The organism is Anoxybacillus kestanbolensis, assembly GCF_001996285.1.
GTDB lineage: Bacteria > Bacillota > Bacilli > Bacillales > Anoxybacillaceae > Anoxybacillus > Anoxybacillus kestanbolensis_A.
Genome location: NZ_MQAD01000010.1, coordinates 38433 through 57428 on the forward strand (window position 1 = coordinate 38433; position 18996 = coordinate 57428).

Consider the following 18996-nt stretch of genomic DNA (forward strand, 5'->3'; position numbering starts at 1 on the left):
GCCGAATCCAGCCGCTTATTTTACCCCTTTCATAAAGCTTTCAATTTTTGGTGAGATGATGAAAAGAATGACGCTAAAGGCGATGGCGATTCCACCGATCGTTCCGAAATAAGCCATTTCTGTTTCTGGTGTATAAAACTTTACGATTTGCGCGTTAATCGCTTGAGCGGCTGCGCTTGATAAAAACCATAAGCTCATCGTTTGAGCTGAAAATGCCGCTGGAGCGAGCTTTGTCGTTGCCGATAAGCCGACCGGTGATAAACATAGCTCACCAAACACAACGATTAAGTAGCTTAGCACGAGCCAAAGAGGGCTCACTAATGAGTCGTTTCCACCGAGATAAGCCGGCAATAAAATGACGACAAACGATAACCCAGCAAACAATAAAGCTAAAGAAAATTTCTTTGGAATGGATGGTTGTTTATCTCCTAGCTTCACCCATAGCCAAGCGAAAATCGGCGCAAACGTAATAACAAACAACGGATTCAACGATTGGAACCAAGCTGGTGAAAGATCGATACCAGCAAAATGTAACTGCGTTCGTTTATCTGCATACGTTGCTAAAATAGTGGAACCTTGTTCTTGAATCGACCAAAACATCGCTGATGCGATGAATAACGGGATATAAGCAATAATGCGTGAACGTTCCACATCTGTCGTTTTCGGACTACGATACATCACGACGAAATAAATCGTTGGAATGACGATACCGAAAATGCCAACGAGTGAGACGAACAAATCGATCGTTAATACATTCATTGATGAGCCGATGAAAACGAGTAAAGCGATGATCGCTGCGCCAATTGCTCCCCATGTGAACACTTTTTTCTTTTCATCTGCAGATAATGGGTTTGGTACATGCGTTCCCGCAAGACCGAGATTTTTCTTTTTCGTTGCGACAAATACGAGAAGTCCGAAAAACATTCCGATCGCGGCAATCCCAAAACCGAGATGGAAATTATATTTCATGCCAACCGTTCCGACAACGAGCGGAGCTAAAAAGGCACCGAGGTTAATCCCCATGTAGAAAATGCTAAACCCCGCATCGCGACGGTGGTCCCCTTCAGCATATAAATCTCCAACGACGCTTGAAACGTTTGGTTTAAGCAATCCTGTCCCAAGAACGATTAACACCATCGAAACAAAAAACATTGTCACACTTCCCGGAACAGCTAGAGCAATGTGACCGAGCATAATTAAAATGCCCCCGTAAAACACAGCTTTTGCCGTTCCAAACAATCGGTCAGCAACCCATCCGCCAATGATTCCTGACATATAAACGAGAGAACCGTAAATCGACATAATTGCTAGAGCAGTCGTTTGATCCAGCCCTAAACCGCCCTTTGATACTTCATAGTACATGTAAAACACGAGAATGGCGCGCATGCCATAGTAGGAGAAGCGCTCCCAAAACTCCGTAAAAAATAATGTAAAAAGTCCTTTTGGGTGGCCGAAAAAGCCGCGTTGGGGAACGCTCTCGATCATTCGTTGTCTGCTTTGTGACATAACGAAACCCCTTCCATTTTTGAAAATAATAATTTTTATTTTCTGTATTTTCTATATGAAGCCAATCCTTAGTAATAAAAAGGCTTCACAAATAATGATTTTAAAACAATATACAGATTAAGTAAATAAAAAAAATTCTAAAATAATATAAGAGGATAGCTTTTCGCCATCCTCTTATTTGCGATGCATTTTAAACTGTAAAAATAATTCATTGTAATAGGCAAGCATGCTTTTTCCGAGGTTTTCATACACTTCCAGTTTATTAGCTAGTTGTTCGCTCGGATAAAAACGTTCGTCTTCAACGACTTCTTTCGGCAAATATTCGAGCGCTTTTTTATTTGGTGTCGAGTAGCCAACGTATTCGGCATTTTGGGCTGCATTTTTCGGATCAAGCATAAAATTAATGAATTGATGGGCTCCTTCAATGTTTTTTGCCGTCTTTGGAATAACCATATTATCAAACCATAAGTTTGTTCCTTCTTTTGGGATGACATAATCGAGTCGCTCGTTTTCCCACATGATTTCTGCCGCATCCCCTGACCAAACGATACCGATCGCTGCTTCTTCGTTCGCAAGTAGCATTTTAATTTCGTCTCCGACAATCGCTTTTACGTTTGGCGTGAGGGCATCTAGTTTTTGTTTTGCTTGTTGTAAATGAGTTTTGTTCGTATCATTTAAGGAATAATGCAAACTATTTAACGCCATGCCGATAATTTCACGTGCGCCGTCAACAAGCAAAATTTCATTTTTAAACGCCGGATCCCATAAATCGTTCCAACTCGTTATTTCCTTTCCACCAAGTAGGGCACGGTTATAGATGATGCCGACCGTTCCCCAAAAGTAAGGAATGGAATATTGATTCCCTGGATCAAACGATAAGTTAAGAAAACGCTCATCAATATAGCGTAAATTTGGGATTTTTGCATGATCGATCGGGAGCAACAATCCTTCTTCTTTCATTTTACTGATGGCATATTCTGAAGGAACAGCGACATCGAATGTCGCGCCGCCTTGGGAAATTTTCGTCATCATCGCTTCATTTGAATCAAACGTTTGATAAATGACTTTGAGACCTGTTTCTTTTTCAAATTTTTTAATAAGCGCAGGATCAATATAATCGCCCCAGTTATAAATCGTTAACGTGTTGTTTCCTCCATACCCTTCGGATGATTCGATCGTTTTTGTCACATAAAGCAAACTAAAAGTAATGAGCCAAACAAGCAAAAAAAGCGACAGTACTTTTTTCATTTTTTTCCCCCCTTTACGCTAGCACGTTGTGTCATTATGTAATACACAACGACGAGGAAAAGCGTAAATAAGAAAAGAAGGGTAGATAAAGCGTTAACGGATAAAGAAATCCCTTGGCGTGCACGTGAATAAATTTCGACAGATAATGTTGAGAAACCATTTCCTGTTACGAAAAACGTAACCGCAAAATCATCGAGTGAATATGTGAGCGCCATGAAAAAACCAGCAAAAATGCCCGGTGTCACGTACGGGAGAACGACTCTCGTCAATACGTTCCATTCGTTTGCCCCTAAGTCGCGTGCTGCGTCAATTAATGTTGGGCTCATTTCTTGTAGCTTCGGTAATACCATTAACACGACAATCGGGATGCTGAAAGCAATGTGCGACAAAAGAACGGACGTAAATCCGAGTTGAATGCCAGCAATCGTAAACAAGATTAGAAACGATGCCCCAATAATAACGTCAGGGCTGACAATTAAGATGTTATTTAACGTAAGCAACGTTTGTTTCCAACGATGCTTCGCATAATAAATGGCGATGGCGCCAAATACGCCAATGATTGTCGCAAGCGATGATGACAATAAGGCGATAATAATCGTATGCAATACAATAATGAGCAGGCGTGTGTCGTCAAACACTTCTTTATACCAATCAAGTGTAAACGATTCGAAATGGTGCATCGTCCCGCCGCTATTAAACGAATAGTAAATTAAATAAAAAATAGGCATGTATAATATAAAAAAGACAAATGCTAAATAGAGGCGAGAAATTTTCATTGTCTCACCCCCCATTTTTTATTTCCTGTGATCGCCATAATGCTAGCCATAGCGATCATTAAAAAGACAGCGATTGTCGCACCCATTCCCCAGTTTTGCGTCACGAGAAAATGTTGCTCAACCGCGGTGCCGAGCGTAATGACGCGGTTTCCAGCGATCAGTCTCGTCAACATAAAGAGCGAGAGCGACGGAATGAACACTGCTTGACAGCCTGCTTTCACGCCATCAAGCGTAAGCGGAAAAATGACGCGACGAAATGTCGTCCATCCGCTTGCTCCTAAGTCGCGCGCTGCATCGATCAAAGAAGGGTTTAATTTTTCAAGCGCATTAAAAATCGGCAAAATCATAAACGGGATAAAAATATAAACAGATACAAAAACAAAACTAAAGTCCGTAAACAATAGTTGTTTCGTTCCAATTCCAATCGTTTCAAGCAGTGCATTGACAGCTCCGTACGTGCCGAACAGTCCGAGGAAAGCGTATGCTTTTAACAACAAATTGACCCATGTCGGCAAAATAATAAGCAACAACCATAACTGCTTATGCTTCGTTTTTGTCAACAAATATGCGGTTGGATAAGCAATAACAAGCGAGATTGCTGTAATGACAAAAGCATACCAAAACGAGTTTAGCGTCATTCGTAAGTAAACAGGTGTGAAAAAAGTTTCATAGTTAACGAACGAGAAATTCCCTTCAATATCGAAAAACGAATAATAAACGATAAGAATGATCGGTGCAATAACAAACAATGCGATCCATAACCAATACGGAACAGCATAAGCGTAGCGGCGCATATTATTCACCTCCACTCCGCTTCATGACATGAATCGCTTCTGGTTCAAAATGAAGGCCGATTTCTTCCCCAATTTCTGCTTTTTTTGTCGAGTGAACGAGCCACTCGTTCCCATACGCATCATAACAACAAAGCTCATAATGCACACCACGGAATAAAACAGAATCGACGCGCACACGCAATTTGCCACGCTCAACAGTTGTTAACTCTAAATCTTCAGGACGAATAACAATGTCGACGCGTTCGTTTTTCGCAAAACCGCGATCAACGCATGTAAATTGTTGATTAGCAAATTCCACAACAAAATCGTCCATCATCACCCCAGTAATAATATTTGATTCCCCAATAAAATCAGCAACGAAACGGTTGACAGGTTCATCATAAATGTCTTTTGGTGTGCCACGTTGTTCAATCTTCCCTTTATTTAATACGAAAATTTCATCCGACATCGCAAGCGCTTCTTCTTGATCGTGAGTAACGAAAATAAACGTAATGCCAAGTCTTCGTTGTAATTCACGCAACTCATATTGCATTTCTGTTCGAAGCTTTAAATCGAGCGCAGAAAGCGGTTCATCTAGCAACAGTACGTCCGGTTCGTTGACGATCGCGCGGGCGATGGCGACACGTTGTCGTTGTCCACCTGACATTTCATGAATCGCGCGCTGTTCATAGCCTTCCAAGTTGACGAAACGGAGCGCCTCTTTCACTTTTCGTTCAATGTCTGCCTCCGGTATTTTTTTAATACGTAAGCCAAAAGCGACGTTTTCAAATACGTTTAAGTGAGGAAAAAGTGCGTAATCTTGAAACACCGTATTCACTCGTCGTTTGTTTGAAGGCACGTGGTTTATCCGTTGGCCATGAAAATAAATATCGCCTTTTGTCGGCTCGATAAACCCAGCAATTAACCGGAGAATGGTCGTTTTTCCGCAGCCGGACGGACCAAGAAGCGTATAAAACTTCCCGCGCTCCATTTCAAAGCTCACATCATCGAGCACAGGAGCATCATCATCGTATCGTTTTGTGACATGTTCAAAGCGAATGATGACACGATCATCCATCTTTTTTATCTCACCTCATTTTTCGCATGTTTAAGTTTATTATGAATGATCGGCCTATATTGAGCAACTTTTTTTCGCTATTGGAGAACGCCATAATTAACGATTTCAACGGTCGGACGAATGTTGACGTCCGCCTTCGCAAATGCTTTTGCCCAGCTTTTTTGTTTTTTAAATGCTTCGTACTCATAAGCGCGAGCGTATAAGCCGAATCCGATCGGATCGACTTCATATGTTTGCATTTTTTTACAATTGACTCAAGCTGTTTTTGTATTTCTTTGGCGAGCAATTTTTCAACTTTCTCCTTAATCTTTTTTCATATTTAGGTACGTTGTAGATTCCGTTAAGACGGCGCTTAATTTCATACGCACATCAAAACGAAATGTTCCGTGTTGAAACGACGGTTTATATGAAACATCGCCATATTCAATAGAGATGCTTACGTATTCCGTTCGTTTTGTTAATGTTTTAATTGGTGACGTAAGTGAGGTTGTCGGTTTGACACGCTTTTGCAATATCGCAAAATATGGGCTTTCTTTTTGTAATAACGAGCCGACATATTTTCGTTTCTCATTAAATAAAGCGATCCCGCCTGCGACGAGATCCCCTTTATATACTTTCATCATCGGCGCAAAAGGCGTTTGAGCGCGATCAATCGATAAACGACGAAATTGAAGAAGATTGATTTTTGTCGTTTGCTTCCCTTTATCAGCTGTCAGCAATACGTCTCGAATGGCGACAGATAGACGAGGCTTATCATCAGGCCGAATGTACATTAAATTTTTTAACGGGCCGTCAAAAACGATAAAGTTCGCAGTAGTTGAGTTTTTCGGATCACGATATAACACGTCGTGGAACGCGTTCGCGCGATTCGCCGACCGTTAACAATAAATTGAGCGGAATAATCCCGTAATGGGACGAAAGAGCCGCAATGTAAGCTGACGGTAAAAAATCGCCATGAAAAAGGCAAGCAGGCGCAGTAAGCGTAAAAACGAAGCGATCATCCAACGTGTACTATAGTCATTTCGCACGTTTCAATAAACCTTTGGTGCGATCCTTTCAGCGATGATTCAATTTGCGGTTCAGTGATCGCTCGTTGCGGCCATCCTTGTGTATCCAAAACAGCAATACGCGGTTATCGCCATCGAGCAATAGCGCGGTTTCTCCTTGAAACACATGTTGAATGACGTGTTCCCATTTTGTCGTATATGATTTCGACCCGATCGGCAATTGAATGTCCGTCGTCTCTTCAATTTGTTTCGTTTCAAATAAAAGCGGATCAATAATGTTATTGTTAATCGAATTTTTATCAACGAGCGTGTTGAGGTATACGAGCAATGCTCTTTTCTTCGGCTCGCCAATCCATATATGACAATAAATGAGGTCGGGAGTTTTTGTGAAATAGTCACGCAACGTTTGTTCATTCATATCAAGCGAATGCGTAAGCGTTTGTTGTATGCTGTTCATCATTCATCCCCTTCAAGCTGTCGAAGTGGTTCAGTTGCTGGCCCTTCTAGTACTTTTCCGCTGAAAGAGAAGCGTGAACCGTGACAAGGACAGTCCCATGACCGTTCGCTATTATTCCATTCGAGTTCACATCCCATATGTGTACATGTCGTATCGACGACATATAGCCTTCCTTGTTCGTCGCGGTATGCACCTGCCCGTTTTCCGTCTACATTGACTACAGCTCCTTCTCCTGGCGATATGTCGCGAGGGGTACGAAGGGCGTATTCAAGCTTTCCGATTAAGAAGTGTTTCGCGACATCGATTCCTTCCGTCAGTAAGTGATTGAGTGATGGATCAGCGACAAAGCGTGACGGGGCAAACAGTTGAGCGTAACGATTTTCTTTTTGTAACGCTAAATCGGCTAACAGATGAGCAGCAACTGTACTTGTCGTCATGCCCCATTTACGATATCCTGTCGCGACAAGTATGTGTGGAAGGCTTGTGCGAATCGGACCGATGTATGGGAGATTGTCTAGTGTGACAAGATCTTGCGCCGACCAGCGATATTGCACGTCCGACAATCCGAATATATGTTTTGAAAATGATTGTAACGCTTCATAGTGACGAATCATGTTGGTTCCTTGTCCGACTTTATGTGACTCGCCACCAACGAAAAGAAGAGGTTTTCCGTCTATCATCGTATATCGCAACGATCGCTTTGGCTCATTTGCGCTTAAATACATGCCTTGCAATCGTTCATGCGACTCGACTGCAATGACGTATGATCGTTCTGCATGCAGTCGTGCGAAGTAAAAAGCAGGATCGAAAAACGGAAAATGAGTACAAATGACAACGGTGTCACAAGTGATCGTTGCTCCATTTTTCGTTTGTACAACCGGTCTTGTCGATGTCTCAATATGTTGTGCAACGGTTTGTTCATAAAAAGATGCCCCATGTTTGACAGCGAGTTCCACTAATGTTTTTAAATAATGGAGCGGATGGAATTGCGCTTGGTTGCGCATCATGATTGCACCTTGAACGGAAAAAGGAAGCGACAGTTGATCGACATATGCTCCGTCAATGCCGATCGTTTCATATGCTTTCCATTCCGCCTCGAGCTTATATAATTGCGTTTCTTCAGTCGTATATATGTATGCATCTTCTAGCGATACGTCGCAATGCATATCGTTTTCTTTTATTGTTTGCAAAATAAACTGTATTGCCTCGCTATTTGCTTCGTAATATTGACGAGCGCTATCCTCACCGAAGTGAGCAATCAGCTCATGATAAATGAGATCATGCTGGGCAGTTATTTTTGCCGTCGTATGCCCTGTTGTGCCGTGACATAGCCGATTTGCTTCGATGACGGCGACACGCACGCCTTGTTTAGCGAGCAAATAAGCGGTTGTAATACCTGTTATTCCTCCACCAATAATCGCTACATCCGTTTCAATCGGTTGCGTCAAAGATGGAAAAGACGGAAGCGTTGTTGTTTGTAGCCAATACGATTGAGATAACTTTGGTAAAGACATGTTTTTGTTCCTCCATACCCATGTTTTTCTTAATTTTCCCCAAATCGAAAAGTTTATGATGAACATTTGCAAAGATGATAAAATGGAAATAGACGAGTATCGAAACGTTTTAATAACATAACGTAAGAGGGAGAGTTAAAGTGAATAAAGATGCAAATATTCGTTTACAAGATAACGTCGTGTTAGAACATTATGGGCTTAATGAGCTGCATTTAGAATCTGTTCGCCATTATCGCGAACAATTTGCAAAAGTGAAACCAAACCACCCGTGGAACGGATTAGAAACAAAAGATTTTTTATATAAAATCGGCGCATGGGGAAAAATACGAGACACAAACAAAGAGGGACTCACACTCGCAGGACTTCTTATGTTTAGCGAAGAGCGAATGATTACAGAAGTTTTACCACAATACTTTTTAGAGTATCGTGAATATGGAGATGATGAGCTGCATTGGTCAAACCGTTTTACTTCACAGGACGGAACATGGTCGGGAAATATTTATGATTTTTATTTTAAAGTGATGCACGAGGTCAACGACGTATCACAAGTTGAAAAAGACGCTGTCCATGAAGCGTTAATGAATGCAATCGTCCATGCTGATTATAGCGGTGATGGAGGGATTATTGTTGAACGGCAGCGATCATGTATTCAAATGTCTAACCCTGGTTTGTTTGGTATTCCTTTAGAACAAGCAAATAGTGGTGGAGTCAGCTATTTGCGCAATCCAAATATGTTTAAAATGTTTATTTACATTCAGTTTTGTAAACGTGCTGGAGTCGGTTTAAAAACGATGGAGACAATTTACTCACAACAATTTGCTGTTGAGCAATATGATTTTCAAAAACGAACGGTTGTTACATTGCCTATTGTGTCCTTCCCAGAAAGACACGACTATATAAATGAGATCGAGGTATTGAGTGATTGGATGGGCGATGCACCATTATCAAACTCCATAAATAAAGAAAACAACTCCTATAATAACGACCAAAACTCCGTAAATAATGAGTTTGAGTCCGTAAATAAAGACCCAAACTCCTTAAATATTGAAATAAACCCCGTAAATAAAGTGCTTGACTCCATAAATAAAAAGGATAGCTCCGTAAATAAAGATGATAACTCCGTAAACATCTCATTCAACTCCGTAAATAAATTGGATGAGGAAGAAGAAAGAAATATCGATCAGGAGCTATGGAGCATTGCTGAAATTGCGCGTAAGAAAAAAAGACTTGCACCGGCTAAGATGGAAGAAGTCATTTTGCAGTTATGTGCCCGTCGACCATTAATGTTAAAACAGTTATCCCATTTACTAGATCGAACGCCAGACGGATTGCGCAATAATTATTTAGGAAAGCTATTAGCGGAAGGGAAAATGCGCTTAAAGTATCCAGATCAACCAAATCATCCAAAACAAGCGTATATAACGAATAAGTAATATTCATGATTTGTTCAATATTTCACAATTTAAATTAGGGAAAAGAATGTTACAATGATGGTAACAAAAGAAAAGTTGAGGTGACAGCTGATGCTTATATGCGAATGGAGAAACTTTTCCACAGATGCGGAAACATATACATTGGAGCTATTCGAAGAAATGATTGGTGATGAATTTGAAGCAATGATGTTTGAAGATGATCAAGAAATTCCTTCTTATATATGGACAGTAAATTATGTCGTCATTGTTAAGCGGAATACGCGTATGTACAACGATATTTCTTTTACAAAAATTCCACGCAATCCAGTATGTGAGTAACCGTCTTCTTCATGAGAAGCGGTTCTCTTATACAATACAATTGCTCAATATTTCACAAAGTTGACACACACAAACAAAGCCTAATTCACTAAAATAAAAATGTGAAAACAATCACATTTTTATTTTCAACTAATTTGTGAAGTTTTTCACAAAAATGATTATGGGAGGGGCTTATATGGCTGTGGAGGAAAAAGTATTAGACCAAAAGAAAGAAGTTACGAAAATGATTGATACGCTTGTAGCCAATGCGCAAAAAGCGTTAAAAGCGTTTCGTGACTATGATCAAGAGACGATCGATCATATCGTCAAGCAAATGGCGTTAGCTGGGCTTGATAAACATATGTATTTAGCGAAACTAGCCATTGAAGAAACAAAGCGCGGTGTATATGAAGATAAAATCATTAAAAATATTTTTGCGACAGAATATATTTACCATAACATTAAATACGATAAAACCGTCGGCGTTATTCGCGAAAATGAACAGGAAGGCATCATTGAAATTGCTGAGCCTGTTGGCGTTATCGCCGGGGTAACCCCAGTCACGAACCCGACTTCAACAACAATGTTTAAAGCGCTCATTTCTATTAAAACGCGCAATCCAATCATTTTTGCGTTCCACCCATCCGCTCAAACATGCAGCAGTGAAGCGGCACGCATTTTACGGGATGCGGCGATTGCTGCAGGTGCGCCAGAACATTGTATTCAATGGATTGAAACTCCTTCTGTCGAAGCGACGCAACAATTGATGCATCACCCTGGTGTTTCACTCATTCTTGCGACAGGTGGAGCAGGCATGGTGAAAGCGGCATATAGCTCAGGAAAACCAGCGTTAGGGGTCGGACCTGGTAACGTACCTTGTTATATTGAAAAAACAGCAAACATTAAACGTGCGGTGAACGATCTCATTTTGTCCAAAACGTTTGATAACGGGATGATTTGTGCATCGGAGCAAGCGGTCATTATTGATAAAGAGATTTATGATGCGGTGAAAAACGAAATGATCGCAAATAAGTGCTATTTCTTAAATGAAGAAGAAAAGAAAAAAGTTGAAAAGCTTGTCATCAATGAAAATACGTGTGCAGTCAATCCGAATATCGTCGGTAAACCAGCGTATGAAATCGCAAAAATGGCAGGCGTTGATGTACCAGTTGATACAAAAATTCTCGTAGCCGAGTTAAAAAGCGTCGGTCCTCAAGAACCGCTTTCTCGTGAAAAATTAAGTCCGGTATTGGCTTGTTATAAGGTGAATAGCACAGAAGAAGGATTAAAGCGGGCAGAAGAAATGCTTGAATTTGGTGGACTTGGCCACTCCGCTGTCATTCATTCGGAAAATCAAGACGTCATTCTTGAATTCGGTAAGCGAATGAAGGTGGGACGAATTATTTCGAACGCGCCATCTTCACAAGGAGCGATCGGGGACATTTATAACGCATACATTCCGTCGTTGACGCTCGGTTGCGGTACGTTTGGAGGCAACTCCGTTTCGACAAACGTCGGTGCGACACATTTAATTAATATTAAAAAATTAGCGAGAAGGAATGTAAACATGCAATGGTTTAAAGTTCCACCAAAAATTTATTTTGAAAAACATGCGACACAATATTTAGCGAAAATGCCAAACATCTCACGTGCCTTTATCGTTACAGACCCAGACATGGTGAAGCTCGGCTATGTTGATAAAGTGTTATACTATTTGCGTAAACGTCCAGATTATGTGCATTGCGAAATTTTCTCGGAAGTGGAACCAGATCCATCGATTGAAACAGTGATGAAAGGTGCCGACATGATGCATGCGTTCCAGCCAGACGTCATCATCGCGCTCGGCGGTGGTTCGGCGATGGACGCGGCGAAAGCGATGTGGTTGTTCTATGAACATCCAAATACCGACTTTAATGGCTTAAAACAAAAGTTTTTAGATATTCGTAAACGCGTATTTAAATATCCAAAACTCGGTCAAAAAGCGCAATTTGTCGCGATTCCAACAACATCTGGTACAGGTTCAGAAGTGACATCGTTTGCGGTCATTACAGATAAGAAAAATAACGTCAAATATCCGCTTGCTGATTATGAGTTAACACCAGATGTCGCCATCGTTGACCCACAATTCGTCATGACGATGCCAAAACATATTACAGCGGATACAGGTATGGACGTATTAACACATGCGATTGAAGCGTACGTATCGAACATGGCAAACGACTATACAGACGGATTAGCATTAAAAGCGATTCAACTCGTCTTTGAATACTTGCCGCGCGCATATAAAAACGGCAACGATGAAGTCGCGCGTGAAAAAATGCATAACGCATCAACGATCGCTGGTATGGCATTTGCGAACGCATTTTTAGGCATTAACCATAGTTTAGCGCATAAACTTGGGGCAGAATTCCATATCCCACACGGACGTGCGAACACAATTTTAATGCCGCATGTCATTCGTTACAACGCGCAAAAACCGAAGAAGTTTACAGCGTTTCCGAAGTATGAACATTTCGTCGCTGATGAGCGTTATGCTCAAATTGCTCGCCTGCTTGGCTTGCCAGCAAAAACGACAGAAGAAGGTGTCGAAAGCCTTGTTCAAGCAATCATTAAGCTAGCGAAAGAACTCGATATGCCGCTAAGCATCGCAGCTACAGGTGTGAAAAAAGAAGAGTTTGAAAGCAAAGTCGATCAACTCGCTGAACTAGCTTTTGAAGATCAATGTACAACAGCTAATCCAAAATTACCGTTAGTCAGCGATCTTGCCGACATTTATCGCCAAGCGTATAAGGGGGTTTAAGAGGATAAGGGACGTCCGATGAAGGATGTCCCTTCCTTTTGTTTATGGTACACTAATAGAGGAAAGTGAGGGACGGATCATGAAACAAGCAAAGACGAATGCTGTGCGCATGCTCGATCGTGCACGTGTACCATATGAACTGTTTACTTACGATTATACGGATGGACAAATTGATGGAATATCGGTTGCGAAAAAAATTGGGCAACGTGAAGAACTAGTGTATAAAACGCTTGTCACAAAAGGGGCAAGCGGTCAACTTTACGTATTCGTCATCCCTGTCGCAGCAGAGCTAGATTTGAAAAAAGCGGCGAATATTGTCGGTGAAAAAAGCGTGCATATGTTGCCTGTGGCAGACATCGAAAAAATGACAGGGTATGTGCGTGGCGGTTGCTCGCCCATTGGGATGAAAAAACTATATGCGACATATGTCGACGAATCGGCGCTTTTGCACGAGCAAATCATTGTGAGCGCAGGAAAAATTGGCATGCAAATGAAGCTTTCTGTTCAAGACTTATTAAAGTTGACAAATGGGAAAACCGCACATGTCATTAAAGCGTAGGAGGGTTGTCGCATGCGAATGGCAAAAGAGGAAGAACAGCAATGGTTAGCACAACGTATAGAAGAAGGATTGTTAACTGACGACAATCGCTTGCTTTGGGAAATGATTTTGCCAAGTCGCTTAAAGCGCATGTACGATGTGCTAAGCGAACGAACAAGATATATCACCATTTTGACGGAAGCGGTTGATGACCCGCACAATCAAGCCGCGGTGTTACGTTCAGCCGAGGCGTTCGGTATTCAAGACGTTCATGTCGTCACCGGAGCGGCTCCATTTGAACCGAATAAATGGGTGACGCGACATGCGGACAAGTGGCTCAATGTGCATAAACATTCATCGATTGAACAGGCCATCCGCCATCTCCAACAAAACGGCTATCAAGTATATGCAAGCTATTTAGGAGAAGGAACAATTCCGCTTGAACAAATTGACGTAGCGAAGCCGACAGTGCTTTTGTTCGGAAATGAGCATCGTGGTGTATCAGAAGAGGCGCTTGCTTTGGCAGATGGAAAGTTCGTCATTCCGATGAATGGATTTGTGCAAAGTTTCAATATTTCCGTTGCAGCAGCTATTTCTCTTTACGATGTGACGAAGCGAGCAAAACAAGTGGCAGGGGAGCGTTATCATTTGTCGCTAGCGGAAAAGAAAGAAATATATGAACATTGGATGAAGCTTTCGCTTAGCCCGCGGCTAAGAAAAATGGTGGAAAGTCAAATGGGAGGACGCAATGATTGAAGCAGTTATTTTTGATTTAGATGGCGTCATTGCAGATACGGTTGAGCTATATTATATCGCGACAAAACGTGTCGCCGATGAAATTGGGGTACCGTTTGATCGACAGCTCAATCAAAAGCTACAAGGCATGAGCAGACAGGCGATGGTCGAGGCGCTTCTCGGTGAAACAGTACATGAATGGACAGAAGAAGAAAAACGAGCCCTTGGCGACCGCCGTGGCCAATATTATCGGGAGTTGATCGAGCAATTGTCGCCAAACGACGTGTTGCCGGGGATGTTGGCGCTTCTTTGCGACATTCAGCGCGACGGTGTCCCGATGGCGCTCGCATCGTCAAGCTCAAACGCACGTACGGTTGTCGAACGGCTTGGCGTACGTTCTTTTTTTGACGTCATTGTCGATGTGAAAACAATTACGCGCATGAAGCCAGATCCAGAAATTTTTTTAACAGCTGCGGAAGAGCTTCATGTCGATCCGTCTTGTTGTATTGCCATTGAGGACGGAGAGGCAGGCATGAAAGCAATTAAGCAAACAAATATGTTTTCCGTTGGTATCGGAGCTCATTTAGCTCCGCTGTCGCCTGATTGGCTCGTTCAGCGGACAACACAATTGACGTGGGGCGAGTTAAAACAACGGTTTATGCAAAGAGCTGGTCAATGACGACCAGCTTATTTTACGCCTAATATTTGTTTTGCTTTTTCAACACTTTCTTCTGATGGTGTCGGGATGCCTTCAAGCGGATACGTCAGTCCAAGTGCTTTCCATTTGTAAACGCCGAGTTGATGATACGGAAGCACCTCAATTTTTTCGACGTTGCGCAACGTACGAATGAAGTCAGCTAAGCGATGCAAATCTTCTTCATCGTCTGTGATGGTTGGAACGAGCACATGGCGAATCCAGACGGGTACGTTTCGTTCTGATAATAGACGTGCAAAAGCTAAAATATGTTCGTTCGTTTTTCCTGTTAGTTTTCGATGTTTTTTTTCGTCGATATGTTTTAAATCTAGCAAAATTAAATCCGTATATTGAAGCAATTTATCAAGCTTTTGTTGGAACGATGCCTCCGTCGTATAACATCCGCCAGACGAATCAATCGTTGTATGAATGCCAAGCTGTTTACAGCGACGGAATAGTTCCGTTAAAAAGTCGATTTGTAAAAGCGGTTCGCCACCGCTGACCGTTATTCCACCACCGGATGCCTGCATAAAAGGCAAGTATGTTTGGGCATCAGCGATGATTTCATCAACAGACATTTGTCTTCCTTTGCCAATTTCCCACGTATCTGCGTTGTGGCAATATTGACAACGCAATAAACACCCTTGTGTAAAAATGACGTAACGAATACCAGGACCGTCAACTGTTCCGCACGATTCGACTGAATGAATAAATCCGTTCATGATGTTTTCCTCCTAGGTAGAAAGCTCCCACGCATCGTGGGAGCTTCCGTTACATTGTTTCATGGAACGTCCGATTAATGACGTCAATTTGTTGTTCACGTGTTAATTTAATAAAGTTGACCGCATAACCTGATACGCGAATCGTTAGTTGCGGATATTTTTCAGGATGTTCCATCGCGTCGAGCAACGTTTCGCGGTTAAAGACGTTGACGTTCAAGTGATGACCGCGTTTCAGTGCATAACCATCTAAAATGGCGACAAGGTTTTGAATGCGTGTCGCGTCATCTTTACCGAGCGCTTTTGGCACGATTGAGAACGTATTTGAAATGCCGTCCAATGCATATTCATACGGTAATTTTGCGACAGAGCTTAATGACGCAAGCGCTCCTTTTGTGTCGCGACCGTGCAATGGGTTAGCGCCAGGTGCAAACGGTTCGCCTGCGCGGCGGCCGTCAGGTGTATTTCCTGTCTTTTTCCCATAGACGACGTTTGACGTGATTGTTAAGATCGATGTTGTATGTTTTGAATCGCGGTACGTTTTATGTTTGCGCAATTTTGTCATAAAGCGTTCAACAATATCGACAGCAATCGAATCTACACGATCATCGTTGTTACCGTATTTCGGGAAGTCGCCTTCAATTTCAAAGTCGATAGCTAAGCCGTTTTCGTCGCGAATCGTTTTTACTTTTGCATATTTCATTGCGCTCAATGAGTCGGCGACAACAGAAAGGCCGGCGATTCCCGTTGCCATTGTACGCATGACATGTGTGTCGTGGAGCGCCATTTCAATGCGCTCATAACAATATTTATCGTGCATGTAATGGATGACATTTAATGTATTAATATACAATTCAGCAAGCCATTCCATGACGTTGTCAAATTTGCGCATCACTTCATCGTAATCTAAGTATTCAGATGTGATTGGCGCAAATTCTGGACCGATTTGCACTTTTAGTTTTTCGTCAATGCCGCCGTTAATCGCATATAATAATGCTTTCGCAAGGTTTGCGCGCGCGCCGAAAAATTGCATTTGTTTGCCGATGCGCATGGCGGATACGCAGCACGCAATGCCGTAGTCATCGCCGAACTCAGGGCGCATTAAATCGTCATTTTCATATTGGATAGAGCTTGTTTGAATCGACATTTTCGCGCAATATTTTTTGAACGCTTCTGGCAATTGTGTGGACCAAAGCACCGTTAAGTTTGGTTCCGGTGCAGGCCCTAAGTTGTCGAGCGTATGCAGGAAGCGGAACGAGTTTTTCGTCACAAGCGGACGGCCGTCAACCGCGACACCGCCGATCGACTCGGTTACCCACGTCGGGTCGCCGCTAAATAGCTCATTATATTCTGGTGTTCGCGCGAATTTGACGAGGCGTAACTTCATAACGAAATGGTCAACGAGCTCTTGTGCTTCCCGTTCTGTTAATGCCCCTTCTTGCAAGTCGCGTTCGATATAAATATCTAAAAACGTAGAAACGCGACCTAAACTCATTGCTGCACCGTTTTGTTCTTTAATCGCCGCAAGATAAGCGAAATATAACCATTGGAACGCTTCGTGTGCGTTGCGCGCCGGCTTTGAAATATCGTAGCCGTAGCTTGCCGCCATTTCTTTTAGTTCTTGGAGGGCGCGAATTTGTTCAGCTAATTCTTCGCGGAGACGAATGATATCTTCACTCATTGTACGCGCGCCTGTGTTGCGTAAATCTTTTTTCTTCTCTTCAATTAAGCGATCGACACCGTATAACGCGACGCGGCGATAGTCTCCGATAATGCGACCGCGTCCATAGGCGTCAGGAAGCCCTGTAATGATGCCTGCTTTGCGCGCCGCTTTCATTTCGTCCGTATACACGTCAAATACGCCTTGGTTATGCGTTTTCCGATATTGTGTGAAAATTTTCTTTACTTCGTCGCTCACCTGGTAACCGTATGCTTCGCATGCTTGTTCAGCCATACGAATGCCCCCAAATGGCATGAGCGCTCGCTTAAATGGCTGATCTGTTTGAAAACCGACAACTTTTTCAAGTTCCCTGTTTAAATAGCCTGGTCCGTGCGACGTGATGGTCGATATAATTTCTGTATCCATGTTGAGAACGCCGCCTTTTTCGCGTTCAAGTTTTGAAAGTTCCATCACTTGTTCCCAAAGTGTTTTTGTCGCTTCCGTTGGACCTTGTAAAAACGATTCATCCCCTGTGTAAACGGTTACGTTATTTAAAATAAAATCGCGAACGTCAATTTCTTTTTTCCACTTATCGCCTTTGAACGTTCTCCAAGCGTCCATTAAAGCTTCGTTCACAGTAAGTAGCGCCATCATAATCTCCTCCCAATCATTAAGGAATAGTAACCCCCTATATAAAGAATACTACTTTATTACACGCACGGGAGAATAAAGTGTTGAAAAATTTGTGAAAGATTGAGCGAAAACATTTTTTAAAATAAAGATTTTTCAAAAAATTATTTTTATAAAATTTGTTGCATAAAAAATAAAAAGCTGATAATATGTGAAACATAGAGAGCATAACATGTTTATACACAAGCGTTTATTATTTTACAGCAAATAGTAAGGGGGAGTAACAATGATAAAAAAAGGAATGATTGCAACACTTGTTTTTATACTTATGTTTGCGCTTGTCGGATGCGGCGGTTCGACAGAAAAAACGGAAACAACAGAAAAGAAAATTACCGTTGTAACAGATGCAGCATTTGCCCCGTTTGAATATATGGATAAAGGAGAAATTGTCGGATTTGATGTCGACTTATTAAAAGCAGTCATGGAAGAAGCAGGGTTAGAATATGAATTAAAAAATATCGGCTGGGATCCACTGTTTGCGGCCATTCAAGGAAAGACAGCAGATATGGCCGTTTCGGGCATTACGATTAACGACGATCGGAAAAAAACATACGACTTCTCTATTCCGTACTTTGAATCGACACATATGATTCTCGTGAAAGAAGGAAGTTCAATTAAAAGCGCGAAAGATTTACAAGGAAAAGTAGTCGGAGTGCAAAATGGTACAACTGGACAAACGGCGGTTGAAAAAATTTTAGGAAAAGAGAATCCAAATATTAAAAAGTTTGAGAATTCAGTCGTTGCGATTATGGATTTATTAAACGGTGGTGTCGAGGCGGTTGTGACAGATAATGCTGTTGCGAACGAATATGTGAAAAACAACCCAGATGCGAAAATTGTAGCATTTGAAGATCCAGATCATTTTGAATCTGAATTTTACGGTTTCATGTTCCCGAAAGGTAGCGAGCTCAAACAAAAAGTAGACGAAGCGTTGAAAAAAGTCATTGAAAATGGCACGTATACAGAAATTTATAAAAAGTGGTTTGGCACAGAACCGAATATTGAATCATTACAACAACAGCAATAACGTCGACGAAAAATTGCGTAACTGTAGACAGTTACGCAATTTTT

The 18996-nt window shown here is 41.9% G+C and carries 18 protein-coding genes and 1 pseudogene; 7 read left to right on the forward strand and 12 right to left on the reverse strand.

The genetic code is table 11. The features are described from left to right. Positions 1 to 15: 15 nt before the first annotated feature. The 10 genes and pseudogenes from BO219_RS07720 to BO219_RS07755 form a co-directional block, all read right to left on the reverse strand. Positions 16 to 1506, reverse strand: a complete 1491-nt coding sequence (locus BO219_RS07720; RefSeq protein ID WP_077429106.1) for a peptide MFS transporter — start codon at positions 1504 to 1506, stop codon at positions 16 to 18. A 174-nt stretch (positions 1507 to 1680) separates the two neighbouring features. After that, on the reverse strand, positions 1681 to 2754 hold the full coding sequence (locus BO219_RS07725; protein WP_077429107.1) for an ABC transporter substrate-binding protein: 1074 nt from the start codon (positions 2752 to 2754) through the stop codon (positions 1681 to 1683). Continuing rightward, a complete protein-coding gene (locus BO219_RS07730; protein ID WP_006321096.1) occupies positions 2751 to 3530 on the reverse strand; it encodes an ABC transporter permease in 780 nt (259 codons plus the stop codon). The genes BO219_RS07725 and BO219_RS07730 overlap by 4 nt, the downstream gene beginning before the upstream one ends. After that, a complete protein-coding gene (locus BO219_RS07735; RefSeq protein WP_077429108.1) occupies positions 3527 to 4324 on the reverse strand; it encodes an ABC transporter permease in 798 nt (265 codons plus the stop codon). The genes BO219_RS07730 and BO219_RS07735 overlap by 4 nt, the downstream gene beginning before the upstream one ends. 1 nt (position 4325) lies before the next feature. Then, on the reverse strand, positions 4326 to 5381 hold the full coding sequence (locus BO219_RS07740) for an ABC transporter ATP-binding protein (protein ID WP_077429109.1): 1056 nt from the start codon (positions 5379 to 5381) through the stop codon (positions 4326 to 4328). 77 nt (positions 5382 to 5458) lie between these two features. Further along, a pseudogene (locus BO219_RS14950) lies at positions 5459 to 6226 on the reverse strand (Ger(x)C family spore germination C-terminal domain-containing protein). 33 nt (positions 6227 to 6259) lie between these two features. After that, positions 6260 to 6409, reverse strand: coding sequence for a spore germination protein (locus tag BO219_RS14800; protein ID WP_230403163.1), 150 nt, complete (start codon positions 6407 to 6409; stop codon positions 6260 to 6262). After that, entirely contained in the window at positions 6379 to 6468 is a 90-nt protein-coding gene (locus BO219_RS14955; protein ID WP_230403167.1) for a hypothetical protein, read from the reverse strand. Before BO219_RS14955 ends, BO219_RS14800 begins: the two co-directional genes overlap by 31 nt. After that, positions 6438 to 6845: a spore germination protein gene (locus tag BO219_RS07750; protein ID WP_230403164.1), complete on the reverse strand. Its 408-nt coding sequence runs from the start codon at positions 6843 to 6845 to the stop codon at positions 6438 to 6440. Before BO219_RS07750 ends, BO219_RS14955 begins: the two co-directional genes overlap by 31 nt. Next, on the reverse strand, positions 6845 to 8359 hold the full coding sequence (locus BO219_RS07755; protein ID WP_077429110.1) for an FAD-dependent oxidoreductase: 1515 nt from the start codon (positions 8357 to 8359) through the stop codon (positions 6845 to 6847). The genes BO219_RS07750 and BO219_RS07755 overlap by 1 nt, the downstream gene beginning before the upstream one ends. A 140-nt stretch (positions 8360 to 8499) precedes the next feature. Here BO219_RS07755 and BO219_RS07760 point away from each other — a divergent pair, with 140 nt between their 5' ends. The 6 genes from BO219_RS07760 to pgmB all read left to right on the forward strand — a co-directional run bounded on the left by BO219_RS07760 (position 8500) and on the right by pgmB (position 14841). Next, positions 8500 to 9792 (forward strand): transcriptional regulator, encoded by a 1293-nt coding sequence (locus BO219_RS07760; RefSeq protein WP_077429111.1) that lies wholly within the window; start codon positions 8500 to 8502, stop codon positions 9790 to 9792. Between the two features lie 90 nt (positions 9793 to 9882). After that, entirely contained in the window at positions 9883 to 10110 is a 228-nt protein-coding gene (locus tag BO219_RS07765) for a hypothetical protein (protein WP_006321087.1), read from the forward strand. Positions 10111 to 10285: 175 nt separating this feature from the next. Then, positions 10286 to 12889, forward strand: a complete 2604-nt coding sequence (gene adhE / locus BO219_RS07770) for a bifunctional acetaldehyde-CoA/alcohol dehydrogenase (protein ID WP_077429112.1) — start codon at positions 10286 to 10288, stop codon at positions 12887 to 12889. Between the two features lie 79 nt (positions 12890 to 12968). After that, positions 12969 to 13448 (forward strand): Cys-tRNA(Pro) deacylase, encoded by a 480-nt coding sequence (gene ybaK, locus BO219_RS07775; RefSeq protein WP_077429113.1) that lies wholly within the window; start codon positions 12969 to 12971, stop codon positions 13446 to 13448. A gap of 18 nt (positions 13449 to 13466) precedes the next feature. Then, the gene (locus BO219_RS07780) at positions 13467 to 14183 is read left to right on the forward strand and encodes a TrmH family RNA methyltransferase (RefSeq protein ID WP_077429186.1); all 717 of its coding nucleotides are present in this window, start codon (positions 13467 to 13469) and stop codon (positions 14181 to 14183) included. Continuing rightward, positions 14176 to 14841, forward strand: coding sequence for a beta-phosphoglucomutase (pgmB, locus tag BO219_RS07785; protein ID WP_077429114.1), 666 nt, complete (start codon positions 14176 to 14178; stop codon positions 14839 to 14841). The genes BO219_RS07780 and pgmB overlap by 8 nt, the downstream gene beginning before the upstream one ends. 8 nt (positions 14842 to 14849) lie before the next feature. Here the strand turns inward: pgmB and pflA are convergent, their stop codons facing one another. After that, the gene (gene pflA, locus BO219_RS07790; RefSeq protein WP_171700463.1) at positions 14850 to 15581 is read right to left on the reverse strand and encodes a pyruvate formate-lyase-activating protein; all 732 of its coding nucleotides are present in this window, start codon (positions 15579 to 15581) and stop codon (positions 14850 to 14852) included. A gap of 46 nt (positions 15582 to 15627) precedes the next feature. Beyond that, positions 15628 to 17856, reverse strand: a complete 2229-nt coding sequence (gene pflB, locus BO219_RS07795; RefSeq protein ID WP_420807100.1) for a formate C-acetyltransferase — start codon at positions 17854 to 17856, stop codon at positions 15628 to 15630. A 295-nt stretch (positions 17857 to 18151) separates the two neighbouring features. Here pflB and BO219_RS07800 point away from each other — a divergent pair, with 295 nt between their 5' ends. Next, entirely contained in the window at positions 18152 to 18952 is an 801-nt protein-coding gene (locus tag BO219_RS07800; RefSeq protein WP_077429117.1) for a basic amino acid ABC transporter substrate-binding protein, read from the forward strand. Positions 18953 to 18996 lie beyond the last annotated feature (44 nt).

Bases quoted from the DNA above. Each gene is read 5' to 3' on its own strand.
- BO219_RS07720 (WP_077429106.1), bottom strand. From the start codon at position 1,506: ATGTCACAAAGCAGACAACGAATGATCGAGAGCGTTCCCCAACGCGGC.
- BO219_RS07725 (WP_077429107.1), bottom strand. From the start codon at position 2,754: ATGAAAAAAGTACTGTCGCTTTTTTTGCTTGTTTGGCTCATTACTTTT.
- BO219_RS07730 (WP_006321096.1), bottom strand. From the start codon at position 3,530: ATGAAAATTTCTCGCCTCTATTTAGCATTTGTCTTTTTTATATTATAC.
- BO219_RS07735 (WP_077429108.1), bottom strand. From the start codon at position 4,324: ATGCGCCGCTACGCTTATGCTGTTCCGTATTGGTTATGGATCGCATTG.
- BO219_RS07740 (WP_077429109.1), bottom strand. From the start codon at position 5,381: ATGGATGATCGTGTCATCATTCGCTTTGAACATGTCACAAAACGATAC.
- BO219_RS07750 (WP_230403164.1), bottom strand. From the start codon at position 6,845: ATGAACAGCATACAACAAACGCTTACGCATTCGCTTGATATGAATGAA.
- BO219_RS07755 (WP_077429110.1), bottom strand. From the start codon at position 8,359: ATGTCTTTACCAAAGTTATCTCAATCGTATTGGCTACAAACAACAACG.
- BO219_RS07765 (WP_006321087.1), top strand. From the start codon at position 9,883: ATGCTTATATGCGAATGGAGAAACTTTTCCACAGATGCGGAAACATAT.
- adhE (WP_077429112.1), top strand. From the start codon at position 10,286: ATGGCTGTGGAGGAAAAAGTATTAGACCAAAAGAAAGAAGTTACGAAA.
- ybaK (WP_077429113.1), top strand. From the start codon at position 12,969: ATGAAACAAGCAAAGACGAATGCTGTGCGCATGCTCGATCGTGCACGT.
- BO219_RS07780 (WP_077429186.1), top strand. From the start codon at position 13,467: ATGGCAAAAGAGGAAGAACAGCAATGGTTAGCACAACGTATAGAAGAA.
- pgmB (WP_077429114.1), top strand. From the start codon at position 14,176: ATGATTGAAGCAGTTATTTTTGATTTAGATGGCGTCATTGCAGATACG.
- pflB (WP_420807100.1), bottom strand. From the start codon at position 17,856: ATGGACGCTTGGAGAACGTTCAAAGGCGATAAGTGGAAAAAAGAAATT.
- BO219_RS07800 (WP_077429117.1), top strand. From the start codon at position 18,152: ATGATAAAAAAAGGAATGATTGCAACACTTGTTTTTATACTTATGTTT.